The following is a 17,870-nucleotide window of genomic DNA, read 5'->3' as shown; positions in this document are numbered from 1 at the left end:
CAAGAGGCAACCATGCTTTCCATGCCCTGGAGCGAAATTGATACCGTCCTGCTGGATATGGACGGCACCTTGCTCGATCTGCATTACGACGACCATTTCTGGTTACAACACCTGCCGCAGCGTTATGCCGAACTGCACGGCATCAGTTTCGCCATGGCCTGGCTGGAATTGAAACCGTTGTTCGAGCGCAACGCAGGCACGCTCAACTGGTACTGCCTGGATTTCTGGAGCGCCGAGCTGAAGCTGTCAGTGCGCGACCTGAAGCGGGAAATCGCCCACATGATTGCGCTGCGCCCGGATGCAGAGACCTTTCTGGCCGCGATCAAACAGGCAGGCAAGCGGGTGATCATGATCACCAATGCCCATCGCGATTCGCTGTCCTTGAAGATGGAGCGGATTGAACTGGCGCCCTACTTCGAGCGTTTGATCAGTTCACATGACTATGGCTTTCCCAAGGAAAACCAGCAGTTCTGGGATGCGCTGCACGCCGACACCGCCTTTGACCCGGCCCGCAGTCTGTTCATCGACGACACCCTGCCGATCCTGCGCAGCGCCGGTCGCTTCGGTGTCGCACATTTGCTTGCCGTCAGCCAGCCCAACAGCCAGAAAGCCCCGAAGGACACTGAAGAGTTTGCGGCCGTCGAGGATTATGGGGCGTTGATCAAGGGGTTGTGAGGGGTTGCAGACGTTCGGAAGACGCGCAAAACCAAACCAAAACAAACGTGCCTGACTGAATGCATACCTGTGGGGGGCGGCTTGTCGGCGACGGCGTCAGATCAGGCACCGAGACATCGCTTCAAAAAAGCCTCGCCGGCAAGCCGCCTCCCACAGTCCGTTGGCTGCAGCAAGAGGTGTATATCAAGATGAGCGCGGAGCGCAGGGAGCAGTCATTTGCCCGAGACGCCACTTACTCAGGAATCCGCAACGTCTGCCCCGGGTAAATCTTGTTCACATCCTTGAGCATGGGCTTATTGGCGTCGAAGATTTTCTGATATTTGTTCGGGTCGCCATACATCTGCTTTGAAATCGCACTGAGCGTGTCGCCTTTCTTGACCTCATAGAATCTGGACTCGGCACTTGCAGCGGTCGCGCTGCCCGCTGCAACGGTCATCTGATCGTCCACTTTTTCAACGCCGCTGATATTGCCCAGTGTCACCAGGATCTTTTCCTTCTCTTCCTGACTGGCCACTTCGCCCTTCACGACCACTGTTGTGCCATCAACTTCTGTCTGAATATTGGGGTTGCCCAATCCGACCCTGGAAATATGATCCTTCAGGACTTCATCTGCGTTGGCATTACCGGGCGTGATCGCATCAAGGATCTTCTCGCCCGCCTCTTTCACAAAACTCCAAATGCTCATAATCCGGTTCTCCTCAATTGAGTTTTCAGATATGCACCATCAACCATAGCCCTTATAAACCGTGGCCTGCAGAGTTCCGACCAACGTTGGCTGACCATCGTTCAGCCTGAGCGCGTAGAATCGACCACCTGGATTGCCCACCGGAGTGAATATGGACATCAAGCAACTCAAATTCCTGATCGCCCTCGACGAAACCCGCCACTTCGGGCAAGCGGCTGCGCGCTGCAATATCACCCAGCCCACGCTATCGATGCGTCTGCGCAATCTGGAAGAGGAGCTTGGCTTGCCGCTGGTCAATCGCGGCCAGCGTTTTGAAGGTTTTACCGCACCGGGCGAGCGTGTGCTGGCCTGGGCGCGTACGGTCCTCGCGGCGTACGACGGTCTGCAGGCCGAAGCGGCTGCCTGTCGGGGTCATCTGGTCGGTACGTTGCGTCTGGGCGTGGTGCCGCTGTCGAGCTTCGACCCCCTGCCGCTGCTGCACCGGCTGCATCAGATGCACCCGAACCTGCGTTTCGAACTGTCTTCGCTCAGCTCCGAGCAAGTGCTGGAGCAACTGGCGAGCAATCGTATCGACCTGGGCGTCTCGTACCTGGAGCGGCTGGACAACGACCGTTTCGACTCGCTGGCGCTGGACGACACCAAAATGGGCGTGCTCTACGACCGACGCCACTTCACCTTCGGCGATGAACCGCTGAGCTGGGCGGACCTGGTCGAGCTGCCGTTAGGCATGCTCACCAGCGGCATGCACTTTCGCCAATCCATCGATCACAACTTCCACAGCCGGGGTCTTCAGCCTCAACCCCTGTTGCAGACCGATGCCGTTCATCAGTTATTACAGGCCGTACATGGCGGTTTCTGCTGCGCCATCATGCCGCTGGACGGCGGTCTGGAGACGCTGACCGAGCACCTGGCCATGCATCCGATTGCCGATGCCCGCACGTTGGCCCAGCTGGGGCTGATCATGCGCCGCAGTGCGCCTCGTTCAGCGCTGGCCGAAGCGTGCTTTGCGCTGGTGGCAGAAATCCCTCGATAAGACATTGATCGACGTCATCTATCAGTGCATTGGAACTAGCGATTAGACGATACCGGACAACACGCCTAGTCTTACAGGTGTCAATCTGCCGGTATCTATGCCCATGCAAGCCAAGCGCACGGTCGGCACCGCGTCTGCTTTCGCGCCCGCCCCCGAAGCCAGCCAGTCCTACAGTTATGCGACCCTCGAAGGTCAGGACGGCGCACGCACCGAGCTTGCTGAAGAAGTAGCGCTGGCCATCGCGTACAACGGCATCAGCCAGGCCGTCATGCTGGTCAGCCCGACCGACCTTGAAGACTTCATCGTCGGTTTCAGTCTGGGCAGCGGAATCATTGCCTCTCGCGATGAAATCTACGACTTCAAACTCAGCGGTTGCGGTTCTGCGATGCAGGCCGAAGTCGAAATCGCCAGCCGTGCCTTCTGGGAAATGAAACAACAACGCCGTCAACTGGCCGGCACCAGCGGCTGCGGCTTGTGTGGTGTCGAAGCGGTCGAACAGGCGCTGCCTGAGCTGAACGTACTTCCCGGTGCGCCGCTGCCACCGATCCAATGGCTGGAAGGCCTGCGTCAGCGCATCGGCGAATTTCAACCGCTGGGGCGACACTGCGGTGCGGTGCATGCCGCCATTTACATGGATGGCAACGGCCAATTGCTGCTGGGCCGTGAAGACATCGGTCGTCATAACGCGCTGGACAAGCTGATCGGCGCGCTGGTCCGCCAGGACATCCCGCTGGTGGGTGGCGTCGCCATCGTGACCAGCCGATGCAGCCTGGAGTTGATCCAGAAAGTACTGCGCGCAGGCATCCAGACACTGGTCAGCCTGTCGTCGCCCACCGGTCTGGCCCTGCAATGGGCGCGCCGGCACAACCTCAATTTAATCCACCTGCCGCAGCACAGTGCGCCGCGGGTCTATAGCCCTGCGATGGAGATTCAAGCGTGAGCACTCATCACCAAGCCGACAAGACACCTACCCCCCGCTATAAGCCATACAAAGGTGCGGCAGGCGGCTGGGGCGCACTGATCAGCGTGACGCAGGCCTGGCTGGGCAGCGACAACGCGCTGAAAAACCTGCGCATGATGCTCAAGACCAACCAGAACGGCGGCTTTGACTGCCCGGGCTGCGCGTGGGGCGATTCGCCGGAAAGCGGCATGGTCAAGTTTTGCGAGAACGGCGCCAAGGCGGTCAACTGGGAAGCCACCAAGCGTCGTGTGGACCCGGCCTTCTTCGCCCGCCACAGCGTCACGTCGCTGCTGGAGCAGAGCGATTACTGGCTTGAGTATCAGGGTCGCCTGACCGATCCAATGGTCTACGACGCCGAAACCGACCGTTACAAGCCGATCGCCTGGGACGCGGCCTTCGCGCTGATCGCCAAGCACCTGAACAACCTGCCCAGCCCGAACATGGCCGAGTTCTATACCTCGGGCCGCGCCAGCAACGAGGCGGCGTATCTGTATCAGCTGTTCGTGCGCGCCTACGGCACCAACAACTTCCCCGATTGCTCGAACATGTGCCACGAAGCCAGCGGCGTTGCGTTGTCGCAAAGCGTGGGCGTCGGTAAAGGCACCGTCACTTTCGATGACTTCGAACACGCGGACGCCATTTTCGTACTCGGCCAGAACCCCGGCACCAACCACCCGCGCATGCTGGAACCGCTGCGTGAGGCGGTGAAGCGTGGTGCGCAAGTGGTTTGCGTGAATCCGCTCAAGGAGCGCGGTCTGGAGCGCTTCCAGCATCCGCAGCATCCGGTCGAAATGCTTACCAACGGCGACCGCCCGACCAACACCGCCTACTTCCGCCCGGCGCTGGGTGGCGACATGGCGTTGCTGCGCGGCATGGCCAAGTTTCTGCTGCAATGGGAACGTGAGGCGCAGGCTGCCGACGCGCCATCGGTGTTCGACCACGCGTTCCTCAACGAACACACCGAAGGCGTGCTGGATTACCTGGCCGCTATCGATGACACCTCGTGGGACGAACTGGTCGAGCAGTCGGGTCTGACGCTTGCCGACATCGAACAATCGGCCCGTATGTATGCCCTGGGCAAGAACGTCATCATGTGCTGGGCGATGGGGATCACTCAGCATCGTCACTCGGTGGCGACCATTCAGGAAATCGCCAACCTGATGATGCTGCGCGGCAATATCGGCAAGCCGGGCGCTGGCCTGTGCCCGGTTCGCGGCCACAGCAACGTGCAGGGCGACCGCACCATGGGCATCAACGAACGCCCACCGGTGTTCCTGCTCGATGCGCTGGAAAAACGCTTCCAGTTCAAGGTGCCCCGCGAGAACGGCCACAACGTGGTCGAAGCCATTCACGCCATGGCCGAAGGCCGCTCCAAGGTGTTCATCGCACTGGGCGGCAACTTTGCCCAGGCCACACCTGACAGCCATCGCACCGCAGAAGCACTCAGCAACTGCGACCTGACGGTTCAGATCAGCACCAAGCTCAACCGCAGCCACCTGTTCCACGGTAAGGACGCGCTGATCCTGCCGTGCTTCGGCCGCACCGACATCGACATTCAGGCCAACGGTCCGCAAGCGGTCACGGTGGAAGACTCGTTCAGCATGGTTCACGCCTCGAACGGTCAATTGCAGCCATCGTCGTCGCAGATGCGCTCCGAGCCTGCGATTCTGGCCGGTATCGCCAACGCCACGCTGGGCAAGCAGCCTGTCGACTGGCTGTGGCTGGTCGAAGACTACAGCCGCATTCGTGACCTGATTGCCGACACCATTCCGGGCTTCAAGGATTTCAACGAGCGCATCAAGAACCCGGGCGGCTTCTATCTGGGCAACGCGGCGGGTGCACGTCGCTGGAACACCCCATCGACCCGCGCCAACTTCAAACCCAACAAGCTGCCCGGCACCCTGTTGCATGAAGGCATCAGTTCGACTGGAGAGGTGCCGGACCTGATCATGCAGTCCATGCGCTCGCACGATCAGTACAACACCACTATCTATGGCCTGGACGACCGCTATCGCGGCGTTAAAGGCCAGCGTGACGTGCTGTTCGTCAATGAGGCCGACATCATTCGTCTGGGCTTCCAGCCGGGCCAGAAAGCCGACCTGATCTCCATCTGGGGCGACAACCGCGAACGCCGCGTCAAGGGCTTCACTCTGCTGCCGTTCGACATCCCGGCCGGTCAGGCTGCGGCCTACTATCCAGAGGTAAACCCACTGGTGCCGCTGGAAAGCGTCGGCGAAGGCAGCAGCACGCCGACGTCGAAGTTCGTGGCGATCCGTCTCGAGCGCTCGGCGGAGTCGGCGCGGATTATCTGACGCCCACAAAAAAGGCCCGTTCCACTGGAAACGGGCCTGTCACAAGTAGCCTAAGACTGCATTTTCAGGTTTAAGTTCCTAAGTCAAAACAATAACTTAGCTGTTTGTGTTGCATTCGTGTTACTCGTCGGATTTGCATTGCTACATTCTTCACTTGACACGAATATCGCGCCGTCATCCCTATGAGATTCCCTACATGAAGTATTCCTCGATACTGTTGTTGTCTCTTACCCTGAGCACCGGTTTCGCCTCTGCAGGCGATAACGTGACAGCAGGCGTAGGCGGAGCATTGGGTGGGGTACTCGGTTCAGTCGTCGGTCAGCAACTCGGCGGTAGCACCGGTTCAGCGATTGGCGCAGGCGTCGGCGGCGCAGCGGGCGGTGCAGTGGGTGCAAATCGCCATAACCGTACAGAAGCCGCCATTGGCGGCGGTCTGGGTGCGGCAGGCGGTAACGTGATCGGCCGCAGCGTGGGCGGCAACACAGGCAGTCTGGTTGGCTCGGCTGCCGGCGGCGGTGCAGGCGCGGCGCTGGGTAACTACATGGGCAACGAAAGCCTTAAAGATGAACGTGGTTATCGTGGTGATCGTCGTGGCCACGGCAAGAAATATCGCGGTCATCGCAAGAATAATCATGGTCACTACTACCGTGATCGTTGATCTTCAAAACGCATGAATGACCGGCCGCTCTCGAGCGGCCGGTTTGCGTTTGGGCTGACAGACCGCGCCAGGCGCCATCACAGGCAAGCAGCTTCTCGTCAGGCATATCAGTTTTTATGAATCCAGCCGACCCTGCACCCACGCCCTGACCTGCGCATAGGGATAATCCTCAAGCTCAGCAAATCCTGCGGTCGCCCGCGCCTTGAGTCTGGTGAGCAGCGGCACGCTGATACCGCACAGGAAACGCGTCAGGCACTCGGCGCTGGGTAGCTGGCCGCTGTAGTCATGGTGTTTGCGGATGAAATCGCCGCACAACGGTTGAAAATCCTTTGACTCAAGCGGCGGCAGCGCAGGCGGCTCTGGCAGGTGGGCGACCTGGCCGTGACACACCGAACAATGTCCGCAGCGCTCAGGCGCATTGTGATCGCCAAAGTACCGGGCCAGGCGGTGGGTCAGGCACTGATCACTGGCAAATACCTCCAGCATGGTATGAATCCGGGCGACCTCGGTCGCCTCATGCTCGCTGAAGTACGTGTGCAACTCGTCACTCAGCGCTTCGGGATCAAAATCGCTGCGCAGCAGGCTGTAGACCTCGGTCATCTGCTTGCTTTCCAGTTCGATCCAGCCCTTCTCCTGAAAATAATCCAGCGCTGTGACCACTCGCCCACGCTCGGCACCGTATCGTTGATACAACGCATCGAAGTCCACCGTCGCCCAGGTTCGCGCCCGGCTTGAGGTCTCGATCACGGCTTCGACGAACTGACGTCGCTCGCCCTCGAAACGTGCTATCAACTCAACCGGCTCGATCAGAAATTTGAAACGGTACTCGGCAAAGTACGCGTAACGCGGCGCGATGATCCCACGCAGTTCCAGCTGCACCAGCAGGGTCTTGAGCGGCAGTTGGCGGATGTTGCTGAGATCGGCCAGCGGATTCAGCAGAAACTCCCACTGTCCGTCACCACGCGCGGCGAGCAGGTCGTTCAGCACGCGCGTAATCCCCTCACGCTCCGGCGTATCGCCATAGACAAAGTTTTCCAGCACGTTGAGGCTGTCACGGTTGGCCAGCACCAGACAGTCGGACGCAGCACCGTCACGCCCTGCCCGACCGATTTCCTGGCTGTAGTTCTCGATGGACTTGGGCAGATCGAAATGCACCACGTTGCGGATGTCACTCTTGTCGATGCCCATGCCGAAGGCGATGGTCGCCACGATGCAGTTCAGGTGACCACTCATGAACTGTTTCTGGATCGACTCACGCTTATCGTTCGGCAGACCGGCGTGATAGGCACTGGCGGGAAGTCCGTTCTGCTGCAGATGCGCGGCGATGAACTCAGCGGTCTTCTGCAAGGTGACATAGACAATGGTCGGCTGCCCGCCTCGCTCGCTCAGCCACTCGACCAGCCGCCGACGCTTGTCGCGCCCGGCAACCGGCTCGACCCACAGGTGCAGGTTGGGACGATAGAAGCCGGTGGTCACCACGTCCTGCGGGGCGATGGCGAACTTGTCCTGCATGTCGGTGATCACCTGCGGCGTGGCCGTGGCGGTCAGCAGCAAGGCTTGCGGAATGTTGAATTCACGCTGGTAGTCGGGCAGTTTCAGGTAATCGGGCCGGAAGTTGTGGCCCCATTCGGAAATGCAGTGCGCCTCGTCCACCACCAGCAGCGAGATCGGCACTTGGGTGATGAACTGCCGGAAACGCTCGTTCTTCAGGCGCTCCACGGAGATCATCAAAATCTTCAGCTCGCCGGACCGCGCCCGCGCCATGACCTGTGCGACCTCTTCCCGGCTCTGCGCCGAATCGATACTTGTCGCCGAAATACCGTGACGCTGCAGAAACGCCAACTGGTCCTGAATCAACGCCAGCAACGGCGAAACCACCAGCGTAAGATGCGGCAACATCAGCGCAGGCAACTGGTAGCACAGGGACTTGCCCGAGCCGGTCGGGAAAATGGCTGCAGCAGAGCGCCCGGCGAGCACGGCGCTGATCGCAGCCTCCTGCCCCGGACGAAACTGCGAATAACCGAAAACCTGCTCAAGACGCTCGTGCATTGGCAATACTTTCCTGGTGAATCAAATCGGACTCGACCTTAGCCTGTCGGGCATCGTGAATACACCCCTAAACCATTTCAGAAATACCGTAGCACGCCGATACACTTGAAGTTTCGCGCCCAGTGCATGGCGACAAGACCTGGCCGCACACCATGGATGACTCAAGGAGCAGGGATGAATTCCAAACAGCAGCCTGACGATGACGGCATTATCCGCATCCAGCGTCTGGTGCCCGGCCAGGTTGATGTGGTGTTGGGTTCGCATCCGGCCCGACGATCAACGCCGCGTTCCCGCAAGCCACGCTCTTACGGTCTGTGGCTGGCAGGTCTGATCGTGGCGGGTTGCCTCGGCGGCATGATTGTTTCGCAGCTGCGCAAGCCCAAGATCATTGCGCCTGTCATCGTGCAGCCTGCCGTTGAGACGCAAACCCCTGAGTCTGCCCCCGAGCCCGCACTGCCTGCCAGCACGTCTTCTGCTTCCCTGCGCCAGGAAACTTACGTGGTGCCGACACCGGCTCCTGCAAACACGGCTGCACAAAACGCCCCGGTGCAACCGCTGGACAACTGCCTGAAGAACGGCAATGTCATCGACGAAAGCGTGTTGAACTGTCGCTTTGGCCAAGTACCACGCCCCGTTCACACCGAGCCCGCCAAAGGCATGGTGTCCGCAACGTACATGGCTGATTTCAAGGCCGATGCCGCTCGCCCCGCCGCCCGTCAGTCACGTCCTTACAAGGTTGCGACGGTGTCCATACGCGAATGGGACGGCCGTGACCGCTATCGCGCGCAATGGCGGGTCTACGACAACACCATCGACGGCGACAGCGTGTGCGAGAATTTCCTCGCCCGCTCGGTGGAACGGCGCGAGTGCCGCAGATCCGCTCAGGTCAATTTCCGCGAAGAATGCCGGGACTGGACCAAGCGCGCCAGCCGGGACCGCGATCAGGAAAGCAGAAACGCCGAGCAGCGTTATTGCGAAGCAGCGGCGACCTTTACGCCCTGATCGGTCTGGCCGGTTTTGGCCCAGTCCCGCAGCAGAAATTTCTGGATCTTGCCGGTCGAGGTTTTCGGCAGCGGCGTGAACACCACGGTTTTCGGCACCTTGAAACCCGCCAGGTGCTCGCGGCAAAAACGCATGATCTGTTCCCCCGTCACCTCGTCACAGCCAGTCTTGAGGGTGACGAAGGCACAGGGTGTCTCGCCCCACTTCTCGTCGGGCCTGGCCACCACAGCGGCCTCGAGCACGGCTGGATGGCGATACAGCACGCCCTCGACTTCAATGGTCGAAATATTCTCGCCGCCGGAAATGATGATGTCCTTGCTGCGGTCACGGATCTCCAGATAGCCGTCGGCATGCCAGACGGCCAGGTCGCCGGAATGAAACCAGCCGCCCTCGAAGGCCTTGTCTGTCGCCGCCGGGTTGCCCAGATAGCCTTTCATGACGGTGTTGCCACGCATGTAGATCTCGCCGAGGGTCTGGCCGTCCTTCGGCACCGGCTGATGGGTGTGCGGGTCGGCAACCATGACGCCCTCGAGCGTCGGATAACGCACGCCCTGACGTGCCTTCAGCGACGCACGCTCGTCAGGCGGCAACTTGTCCCACTCCGCTTTCCAGGCACAGACGGTGACCGGACCATAGGTCTCTGTCAGACCGTAGGCATGGGTAATACCGATGCCCATCGCCTCGACCGACGCAATGACCCGGGCAGGCGGCGCAGCACCCGCGGTCATCGCATTGACCGTGTGCCCGAACGAGACGTCTGCGGCATTGGGCAGATTGGCCAGCGCATTGAGCACAATGGGTGCGCCGCACAGATGGCTGACCTTATGCTCGCTGATCAGCGTGATGATTTTCTGCGGATCGATCCGCCTCAGGAACACGTGCGTACCGGCCTGCGCAGTGATCGTCCACGGATAACACCAGCCATTGCAGTGAAACATCGGCAGCGTCCATAGGTAGACCGGGTGCAGCCCCATGCCCCACGCCATCTGATTGCCGATGGCATTCAGAAACGCGCCGCGGTGGTGATACACCACACCCTTGGGGTCGCCGGTCGTGCCGGAAGTGTAGTTCAGGGAGATCGGCGCCCATTCGTCCTCGGGCCATTGCCACTCAAACTCAGGATCGCCCGCAGCGAGCAATGCGTCATAGTCCAGCTCGCTGAGCGCCCGCCCTTCCCCGTATTCAGGGTCGTCCACATCAATCAACAGCGGCGGATGTTCCAGCATGGCCAGTGCCGCATGCACCACCGCATGAAACTCCCGGTCGGCAATCAACACCTTGGCTTCGCCATGCCCGAGCATGAAAGCAATGGCCGATGCATCCAGGCGCACGTTCAGCGTATTGAGCACCGCACCCAGCATTGGCACACCAAAATGCACCTCAAGCATTGCCGGAATATTGGGCAGCATCACCGCAACCGTATCGCCGCTTTGCACACCCAACTGGCTCAATCCTGAAGCGAGCTGGCGACAGCGGCGATACGTCTGCGCCCAGTCACGCCGAATCGCGCCATGAATGACTGCCGGATAATCCGGGTAAGTCGCGGCAGTACGCTCAAGAAAACTCAGCGGCGTAAGCGCCATGTGGTTGGCCGGGCCTTTGGACAGCCCCTGATGGAAGATCGACATAGACACACCCTGGCGAATTATTAGCTCTGGACCCAAGCGGGCCGGTGATTTCGTAATGCTGCTGTGCTCAGTTATAGCTCGCGCAGGCAGGACTGCATCACCCGACCTTCGACTAAATCCCACGCAGGTATAGCGAAAGGCTTACACGCAATTGAGTCATTTGGCTCTTTTTGACCTGACGGGACAGCCGTAAGATTGGATCCAACAACTGGTGAACAAGGAGTTCGCCAGGATCAGGGACGATCGACCATCGCCGGGAAGGCAGCCGACAAGGAGTTGGAATGGTCTTGGTACAAACCCGCTTCGGCGGGTTTTTTATTGCCTGCGATTTGTGCCGCGTCATGGACGATTGATCAAACTATGTACGCCCTGCTGCTCCTACGCATCACCTGTCACATTCCCACGGCATGTTGATGCAGGGACAGGGCTGCAACGGCCTCGTATAGCCAAAGGCTTACACGCCCTAGGGGTAGTTGGCTATTTTTGTCCAACAACAAGAGCCGTAATATTGGATCCAACAAGTGGTGAGCAGGGAGCTCACCAGGATCAAGGATGATCGGCCATCGCCTCGGAGGCGTCCGACAGGAAGTCGGGATGGTCTTGGGAAAACCCGCTTCGGCGGGTTTTTTGTTGCCTGTCGAAAACGCATCCGGCTATCGACGGCTCTCCTTCCTTTTGCGCAGCATCGCCCTGCGACTCTCGATGTGACGCTTGCGCGCATCCCTGAGTTTGTACTCCTCACGTAGCACCTTGCGCTGCGCACGATTGAACAGAAACTGCTCACGCATCTCCCGGTGACGCCTGCTGTTCAGCGACAAAAAGCCAAGCAACGGAAACAGCACGCCCAGCATCGAACTGATCACATCGACACGCCGATCAGGCAAAGCCCAGGTCAACAGCACCGCTGCCAGACAGATTGCCAGCAACGCCACCAACACCCACATCCCCCATAACCGCCCTCTGGCCAGCAAAATGCCTGCGGCGGACATGATCACACTGGTGCCCGTCATGAGCTTGAAGGTATCCATGGACGCATCGCGGTCATGAACAAACCAAGCCTGCGTGATGATGCTTGTCGTGATGGCCAGCGAAAAAATGCACATGAAAATGGAAAACATGAACATCGGAAAGTAACGCGCGCGGAAGGTGTACGGGGCGTAGAAATACATCAGCTTTGGGTCGAGGGGGCCTGGTTTATCGCGGGATTGTTTGCCCAATTTTGGTCTTCCTTGATGGGGTCATGGCTTGTCCTGCAGAACGAACTGCGTGGAGCTTATTTCAACCGCAACTGGACACGGTCAGGGATCCTGTTTGCAGAAGCTTTTGTCAGCATGGCATCACGGTAAATGGCGTAGTAAGATTTGGCATCGTCGTGCCGACCTAGCGCCCAGAGCGAGTCCGCGACATTCAGCTGCAGAGGAATCCTTCCTGGAACCAGATCCAGTAACTTTTCATAGATCTGCATGGCCCAGAGATGCTCTCCACCTTCGGCGAAGTAGAAACCAAGATCATTGTAAGCAGCAACATCTGCTTCTACCGGGTAGCACGCCATGTATGACGGCCCCCCCATAAACAGCGTGTCGCTCAACGAAAGCACGCGGGGCTTGGCAGAGGACAATTTCGACGCCTGATTTCTAACCTCCTGAGGCGAAGATCCTGATGTTGAAAAATCAAACAAATGGCCTGTACTGTCTTTCAATGCATCGCCAACCCATTCTCCGTCACACTGAATCGCGGAGCCGAGATTTTTGGCGCAACCGCTCTCCAGAGAGATCACATCACAGTGGGTTTGCTCGGAAATAATACGATTGCCTTGCGGATCTTCGACATAGCCGATTGCTGTACGCTGGATGAGCACGTTCTTTTTATCTGGCGACACCATGCTGTTATCAGATCCAGCTACAACGCCTATACCGGAATCGACAGTCCCGTCGGGCGGTGCATATAGAAGGAAACGATGTGTGGGGGACTTATATTCCACATGACTCCAGCCACCGATTTTTTCGTTGAAATGACTGAAATGCAGCGTGCTAACGCCAATCCCGACAATATCAACTGGATCCGTGTCCGCGTGGCATAGCATGGAGCATGAAAGAGACAGGGTCACGACCATCATTTCACGATTAAACATTCAATCACCCTGCAATCGCATAAATTCAAAAAATCTGAAAAGGAGCCGCCCACAAAACATAGCGAACCCATAAACATTCAAACATGATTTATTGACGCGCTATTATTGCTCTATCAATAAATGGGCGTTTGAAATCTCATCCTTGCCATACAGCCTTTCAGCGACTCACCGTACAACTTATTAGCCATGGCACAATTCTTCCCTGCGTAATCCTTCCACAAAGCGCCAAAATCGCTGTCCCCGCTAACGTATTCAAAAGCCTTGGCGTAATCGGAGGATGTTACATTGTTATTTACCATCGAAACAGCCTTGTAGAATCCATCCCCCACAACGCCTGTATGAAAATAAATAAGCTCGCTCAAGCGAAAGCTTGTGAATTGCGTTTTACAGGAAATAACTTCCACAGGGGACTCAGCACCCGTCAAGCTCAGAATACATAACCCGGCAAATAACGCGTTTGATAAGGCTAACGACACCATCTGCCATCTCCTGCTCGTACGACTTATGAGAAGGGCTATATCACCGAAGACAATTCGATCCATCGATGTAAAACAGCCCCGTTTTTACTTTCGTATGCAATCTTCAAGAAGCCAAAGCGATACTCCAAAATACGCACACGATCACCTTTGATCAGATAGCCTTTGGTCCGCGAGCCTTCTGAAGCATTAATATATAACGTGGCTTTATCCTGGCTTACTGCCGCAGCAAAACTTCCTGGCTCAAGCGATAATGCATTTTTATCAAAAACATGATCACGGTTAATTTTCGAGAATGGAACGGTACTGGATCCTTTAGCCACGTTGACCAAAACGAGTGAATTTACTTCACCCTCGACTAAAGAGACAGGTAGACGTATTTCCTTTCCCGCGTTTACCAGATAAAGCTCTCCATTTGAGAATGACGGCTTAAGCCAGTCGACCCCGTTCGGGTAGCTCCACAGGAGCTGAACAGAACCATTGTCCGACTTAGTAATATCAGGCAAGCTCATCTGATTGCGAGCATCATTGGCGGTGATCAAACTTTTATTGGAAGCGATCAACCTGAAAGCGTTTTTTTGTTTTGAATAAAAGCTCAGGGTCGCGTATTCATCGGTGTCGGACGTGTTGTATAATCATGCAAAATCCTTATCCAGATCGTAAGACTGAAATAGCGCGGCCTCATCAGGGATCAACTCCTTGCAGGGTTCCCCGGCCAGCGCACTTGAAGACAGCAGAAAAACCAAGAAAGTAAAAAAGTAAGGCTTCATCGATGGCGCTCTGGTAAACAACAATTCTGGTTAGATTCTCGGGTCCGAACAATAACGGCCGCTTCATCAGCAACCATCCGCGTCACTGCATTGAATCCATCCATCAATGACTTTACCCTTGACAGTTCTATAAGAAACCGACAACCATCCCGCTTCAACGCCGATCTGCTGGACCTGGTCACCTGCGACAAGATACATCCGGGTTTTATCTGCAAGCGTCGGCGCTTCATGCAAAAATGCTTTCGTATTGATTACAAGCTTCACTGAAGAACCTGAACGCCATCGTCGATAGGCATCAGAGTTCAGCTTTGCCAAAATAGACAGCTGATTTTTATAAGGAAATGCATATAACTCACGCTTATAATCCTCATTCAAAACATCTGCACCGTCTCCAAAATACCTGGAAAGACGCTCATCTTTGGTGTAGCCAGAAGCCGTCGGTCTGTAGACATGTACAGAATAATAATCGCTAGAATATCTCATACCTGCATCCGAGCGAATGTCTACGCTGTGAATAACGAAGAGTTCCGAACCACTACCAGTGTCTGCAAGGAAAGCTGCTCTAACCAAGCCAGTTGCTGCTAGGTAAGGCAGGTCACCAACGAGTGATTTCGTTCCATCACTGCACTTTACATGGTATACATTTATGCCTAATTGGTCACCAGACCGTGCAATCCCGGAGTTATCATCCAAAGGAACAAAATCAAAAACGATAGCGCCATCACCTACACTTAGCGAGTCAAAGGCTTTGCCATTAGGACGTTCACAGGCAGCCGTAGAAAAAGCGCATTGAGTAAAGAGTACCGCTAACAACACGTTCATAAACTTCATCTTCTGCACCTATCGATCATACTTTAAACACGTTTTCACTCGCTGTACTTATCACAGTATAAAACAGACTGCCCTTTTTGCTTAGGATTCTCAATCAACTTGGGTGAACGCCCGTCACTATTATTGAGCACAATGCCTACACGCTTAGCCTGCAATACTGATTTTACCGTGGCAGGGGAAGCTCGAAAATAGATTGCGTGGACGCTGAAAGGCCCAAGGTACGGGATGGCAACCTCGTTGACTGGCAGGCCATAGAACGTGTCGCTCAGACAATAGAACGCCACTTCATCAATGCGGCAGGGCTTGAGCCTCCGTTCGGTGAAATAGGCGCCAGTCGGTGTGTTTGTTACCTGATCAAGATATATATTCTTGAGCCCACACACCTCAATTCCATTGAACTGGTCCTCAAGCGTTGTATGTGAACAACCGGATAAGGTGAAAAGAAGTAAAGTAAGTAGAACAGCCTTTAGGGGCATGGGAAGGGGAGGACTGCTGACGATAAACATTGACTATCCCTTTGTCATAAAACCTTAATTCAGCTATCTCATTTAGATCGGGTAGTTCATTCAACTCGCTGAAGCTAAAACGTAGCGCTCAACGAAAGTCTTCATCGCTTTTCTTAACGGAATAGATACCCTGCTCAGCTTTCCGACTGATAAAAGCATACCCGCCCTCATTACACGTACGTCTCAGTACCACTTTTTCGCCTTTCAGCACAGTCAGGTAACTCACAAATGCCTGCGACAACAGATATGTATATTGCCCATTTTTGAATTTGATAATGTTTTTATTAACACTACCTTCTGAAGCATCCACAAGGGAAAATCGATTATTTGGTGGAGCCTTTTTATCAGGATAGTACATTTCTATTTGGTCCGCCGTACCGTAGCGATATTGAACATATCCAGAGATGGGATTGGTGTTGTTGGATGCGCATATTGATACGATCTTACCCCCCGGCAAAGGACAACTGAAATAGATATCTTCATCTGCCGCGCACAATGTTACGCCTAAACTGTCTGGATCACTTTGAGCGGCGCATGCCGAGGTCATGAACACGAAAAGCGATGCCAATTGATACACTATTTCACCAGAGAAATTCTTCACGTTCATTTCAATCTATGCTCCAAACATTGACGACGCAATAAAATAACAAAAAACTCTATTTGCTCAGCCTTCGCTTTTGGAGCATTCAAGTTCGTCTATCGTATAATTTGAGACAGGAATGACGCAAGCGTAAGACTCATCTTCAATCGGCGTCAAGGGTGTACCATCCAAATCAAAATTGATACCGCCGCTTAGGCTCTGTACGAAAATTACTGTCTCAAACACCGCATGGCACAAGCCAGTGAGACCATTGCCGCATAACTTTTTGCGAGTTTGTCGAAGCGCGTAACGATGCGACGGTTCTCCTTCAACCGTATTCGATCCATAAACCCCACCTCCCCAAAGGTGGGTCAACGATTTACCGTGGCATCTCTGGCGAGCAGTTCCACGGTAACAGGGCTTCGTAGTCTTCCACCGACGCGGCATGCGGCAACCGCTCCAGGACGTGGCGCAGCCACGTATAGGGCTCCTGGCCGTTGACCTTGGCGCTCTCGACCAGACTGTAGATCTTTGCGCTGGCACTGGCGCCGTTGACGGTATCGCTGAACAGCCAGGCCTTGCGCCCGATGACAAACGGCTTGATCGCTCTTTCAGCCGCGTTGTTGTCGATGGGCAAATAACCCGCTTCGACATAGCGTTCCAGACGACTCCAGTTATTCACCAGATAATGTACTGCCTTGCCTAATACGCTTTGCGGCGTTACCTGGGACTGCGTCTTATCCAGCCAGCTTTTCAATTGGGCGAGGATCGGCAAGCTCTTTTCCTGCCGACCCATAAATCGCTGCTCGTCGCTAACGCTTTTGAGCTCACGCTCGATGCCGTACAGTTTGTTGATAATCGTCAGCGCGATATCAGCCCTTCCGGTTTTACCCTTGGGCTGCACTTTTTGCGCATCCACGAATTTGCGACGTGCATGAGCCATGCAGGCCAGACGTTCAACACCCGGTTGCAACGCCAGCGCGTTATAACCTGCGTAATCGTCGGTCATTACGTAGCCGCGATAACTTTCCAGCAGCCGCAGCGGTACGTCCTGCGCACGGCTGGAGGTGTAGTCGAACAGCACGACTTTTCGATCCGGAAGCCCGCTGGTCTGCACCCACATCCAGGATTGGCTGGTCGGGTCACGCTCCGGTTCTTTCAATACCTGAACGCGGGTTTCATCGCAGTGGATCACCGGACTTTCCAGCAACCGGTCACGCATCAGGTTCAAGAGCGGCTGAAAGTGCTCGCTGCACTGGATCACCCAGCGCGCCAAAGTCTGGCGCGGGATATCGATGCCATGTCGACTCAATACACTCTCGAAACGATGCAGCGGCAGGCCATCGACGTACTGGGTGGTCAGCAGCATGGCCAAGACGCTCGGACTGGTCATGCTCTTTTCGATCAACTGCGCAGGTTTGTCAGCCGTGACCGGGGCCGCTTCGCAGCCCCGGCAACCGTAGACCTTACGGATGTGTTTGATCACGCGGATCTGCCATCGGCACGATATCCAGCTGTTCGCTGGTTTCTTCGCTGATCACATGTTTGCGGCAACCGCAGGCACAGGTCAGTT

16 protein-coding genes and 2 pseudogenes are annotated in these 17,870 nt (G+C 56.1%); 6 read left to right on the top strand and 12 right to left on the bottom strand.

The window, feature by feature from the left end; translation table 11 throughout:
• The first annotated feature begins 12 nt into the window (after positions 1-12).
• Positions 13-675 (top strand): GMP/IMP nucleotidase, encoded by a 663-nt coding sequence (gene yrfG, locus JTJ32_RS26095; RefSeq protein WP_210043791.1) that lies wholly within the window; start codon positions 13-15, stop codon positions 673-675.
• Between the two features lie 232 nt (positions 676-907).
• On the opposite strand, the gene lysM is transcribed toward yrfG, so the two are convergent.
• Positions 908-1,360 carry a peptidoglycan-binding protein LysM gene (lysM, locus tag JTJ32_RS26090; RefSeq protein ID WP_099227253.1) on the bottom strand — a complete coding sequence of 151 codons (453 nt, stop codon included), beginning with the start codon at positions 1,358-1,360 and terminating at the stop codon, positions 908-910.
• A gap of 151 nt (positions 1,361-1,511) precedes the next feature.
• On the opposite strand from lysM, the gene JTJ32_RS26085 reads away from it, so the two are divergent.
• The 4 genes from JTJ32_RS26085 to JTJ32_RS26070 all read left to right on the top strand — a co-directional run bounded on the left by JTJ32_RS26085 (position 1,512) and on the right by JTJ32_RS26070 (position 6,324).
• Positions 1,512-2,393 (top strand): LysR family transcriptional regulator, encoded by an 882-nt coding sequence (locus tag JTJ32_RS26085; RefSeq protein ID WP_210043789.1) that lies wholly within the window; start codon positions 1,512-1,514, stop codon positions 2,391-2,393.
• A gap of 103 nt (positions 2,394-2,496) precedes the next feature.
• A complete protein-coding gene (fdhD, locus tag JTJ32_RS26080) occupies positions 2,497-3,333 on the top strand; it encodes a formate dehydrogenase accessory sulfurtransferase FdhD (RefSeq protein ID WP_210043787.1) in 837 nt (278 codons plus the stop codon).
• On the top strand, positions 3,330-5,666 hold the full coding sequence (locus JTJ32_RS26075) for an FdhF/YdeP family oxidoreductase (protein WP_184322119.1): 2,337 nt from the start codon (positions 3,330-3,332) through the stop codon (positions 5,664-5,666). The genes fdhD and JTJ32_RS26075 overlap by 4 nt, the downstream gene beginning before the upstream one ends.
• A 196-nt stretch (positions 5,667-5,862) precedes the next feature.
• The gene (locus JTJ32_RS26070) at positions 5,863-6,324 is read left to right on the top strand and encodes a glycine zipper domain-containing protein (protein WP_099227251.1); all 462 of its coding nucleotides are present in this window, start codon (positions 5,863-5,865) and stop codon (positions 6,322-6,324) included.
• Positions 6,325-6,438: 114 nt separating this feature from the next.
• On the opposite strand, the gene JTJ32_RS26065 is transcribed toward JTJ32_RS26070, so the two are convergent.
• Entirely contained in the window at positions 6,439-8,373 is a 1,935-nt protein-coding gene (locus JTJ32_RS26065) for a RecQ family ATP-dependent DNA helicase (RefSeq protein ID WP_210043785.1), read from the bottom strand.
• Positions 8,374-8,547: 174 nt separating this feature from the next.
• Here JTJ32_RS26065 and JTJ32_RS26060 point away from each other — a divergent pair, with 174 nt between their 5' ends.
• The gene (locus JTJ32_RS26060; protein WP_099227249.1) at positions 8,548-9,375 is read left to right on the top strand and encodes a hypothetical protein; all 828 of its coding nucleotides are present in this window, start codon (positions 8,548-8,550) and stop codon (positions 9,373-9,375) included.
• On the opposite strand, the gene JTJ32_RS26055 is transcribed toward JTJ32_RS26060, so the two are convergent.
• The 10 genes and pseudogenes from JTJ32_RS26055 to tnpC all read right to left on the bottom strand — a co-directional run.
• Complete coding sequence (locus JTJ32_RS26055; protein WP_210043784.1) at positions 9,342-11,003, bottom strand: acyl-CoA synthetase; 1,662 nt, start codon at positions 11,001-11,003, stop codon at positions 9,342-9,344. The genes JTJ32_RS26060 and JTJ32_RS26055 overlap by 34 nt on opposite strands.
• 653 nt (positions 11,004-11,656) lie before the next feature.
• The gene (locus JTJ32_RS26050; RefSeq protein ID WP_210043782.1) at positions 11,657-12,220 is read right to left on the bottom strand and encodes a hypothetical protein; all 564 of its coding nucleotides are present in this window, start codon (positions 12,218-12,220) and stop codon (positions 11,657-11,659) included.
• 56 nt (positions 12,221-12,276) lie between these two features.
• Positions 12,277-13,134 carry a tetratricopeptide repeat protein gene (locus JTJ32_RS26045; protein ID WP_210043781.1) on the bottom strand — a complete coding sequence of 286 codons (858 nt, stop codon included), beginning with the start codon at positions 13,132-13,134 and terminating at the stop codon, positions 12,277-12,279.
• Positions 13,135-13,247: 113 nt separating this feature from the next.
• Positions 13,248-13,613, bottom strand: coding sequence for a hypothetical protein (locus JTJ32_RS26040; RefSeq protein ID WP_210043780.1), 366 nt, complete (start codon positions 13,611-13,613; stop codon positions 13,248-13,250).
• 35 nt (positions 13,614-13,648) lie between these two features.
• Positions 13,649-14,173: a hypothetical protein gene (locus JTJ32_RS26035; RefSeq protein WP_210043779.1), complete on the bottom strand. Its 525-nt coding sequence runs from the start codon at positions 14,171-14,173 to the stop codon at positions 13,649-13,651.
• Between the two features lie 273 nt (positions 14,174-14,446).
• Positions 14,447-15,211, bottom strand: coding sequence for a hypothetical protein (locus JTJ32_RS26030; RefSeq protein WP_210043778.1), 765 nt, complete (start codon positions 15,209-15,211; stop codon positions 14,447-14,449).
• Between the two features lie 35 nt (positions 15,212-15,246).
• Entirely contained in the window at positions 15,247-15,717 is a 471-nt protein-coding gene (locus JTJ32_RS26025; protein ID WP_122581906.1) for a hypothetical protein, read from the bottom strand.
• Between the two features lie 88 nt (positions 15,718-15,805).
• Positions 15,806-16,324 (bottom strand): hypothetical protein, encoded by a 519-nt coding sequence (locus JTJ32_RS26020; RefSeq protein ID WP_210043777.1) that lies wholly within the window; start codon positions 16,322-16,324, stop codon positions 15,806-15,808.
• Between the two features lie 203 nt (positions 16,325-16,527).
• Positions 16,528-16,629, bottom strand: a pseudogene (locus JTJ32_RS26925) (IS5/IS1182 family transposase); the annotation flags it as partial.
• Positions 16,630-16,676: 47 nt separating this feature from the next.
• Positions 16,677-17,870 (bottom strand): annotated as a pseudogene (gene tnpC / locus JTJ32_RS26015) (IS66 family transposase); the annotation flags it as partial.

The sequence above is a fragment of the Pseudomonas alliivorans genome (genome assembly GCF_017826695.1).
GTDB classification, from domain to species: Bacteria; Pseudomonadota; Gammaproteobacteria; order Pseudomonadales; family Pseudomonadaceae; genus Aquipseudomonas; species Aquipseudomonas alliivorans.
This window is presented reverse-complemented; position numbering and strand designations above follow the sequence as displayed.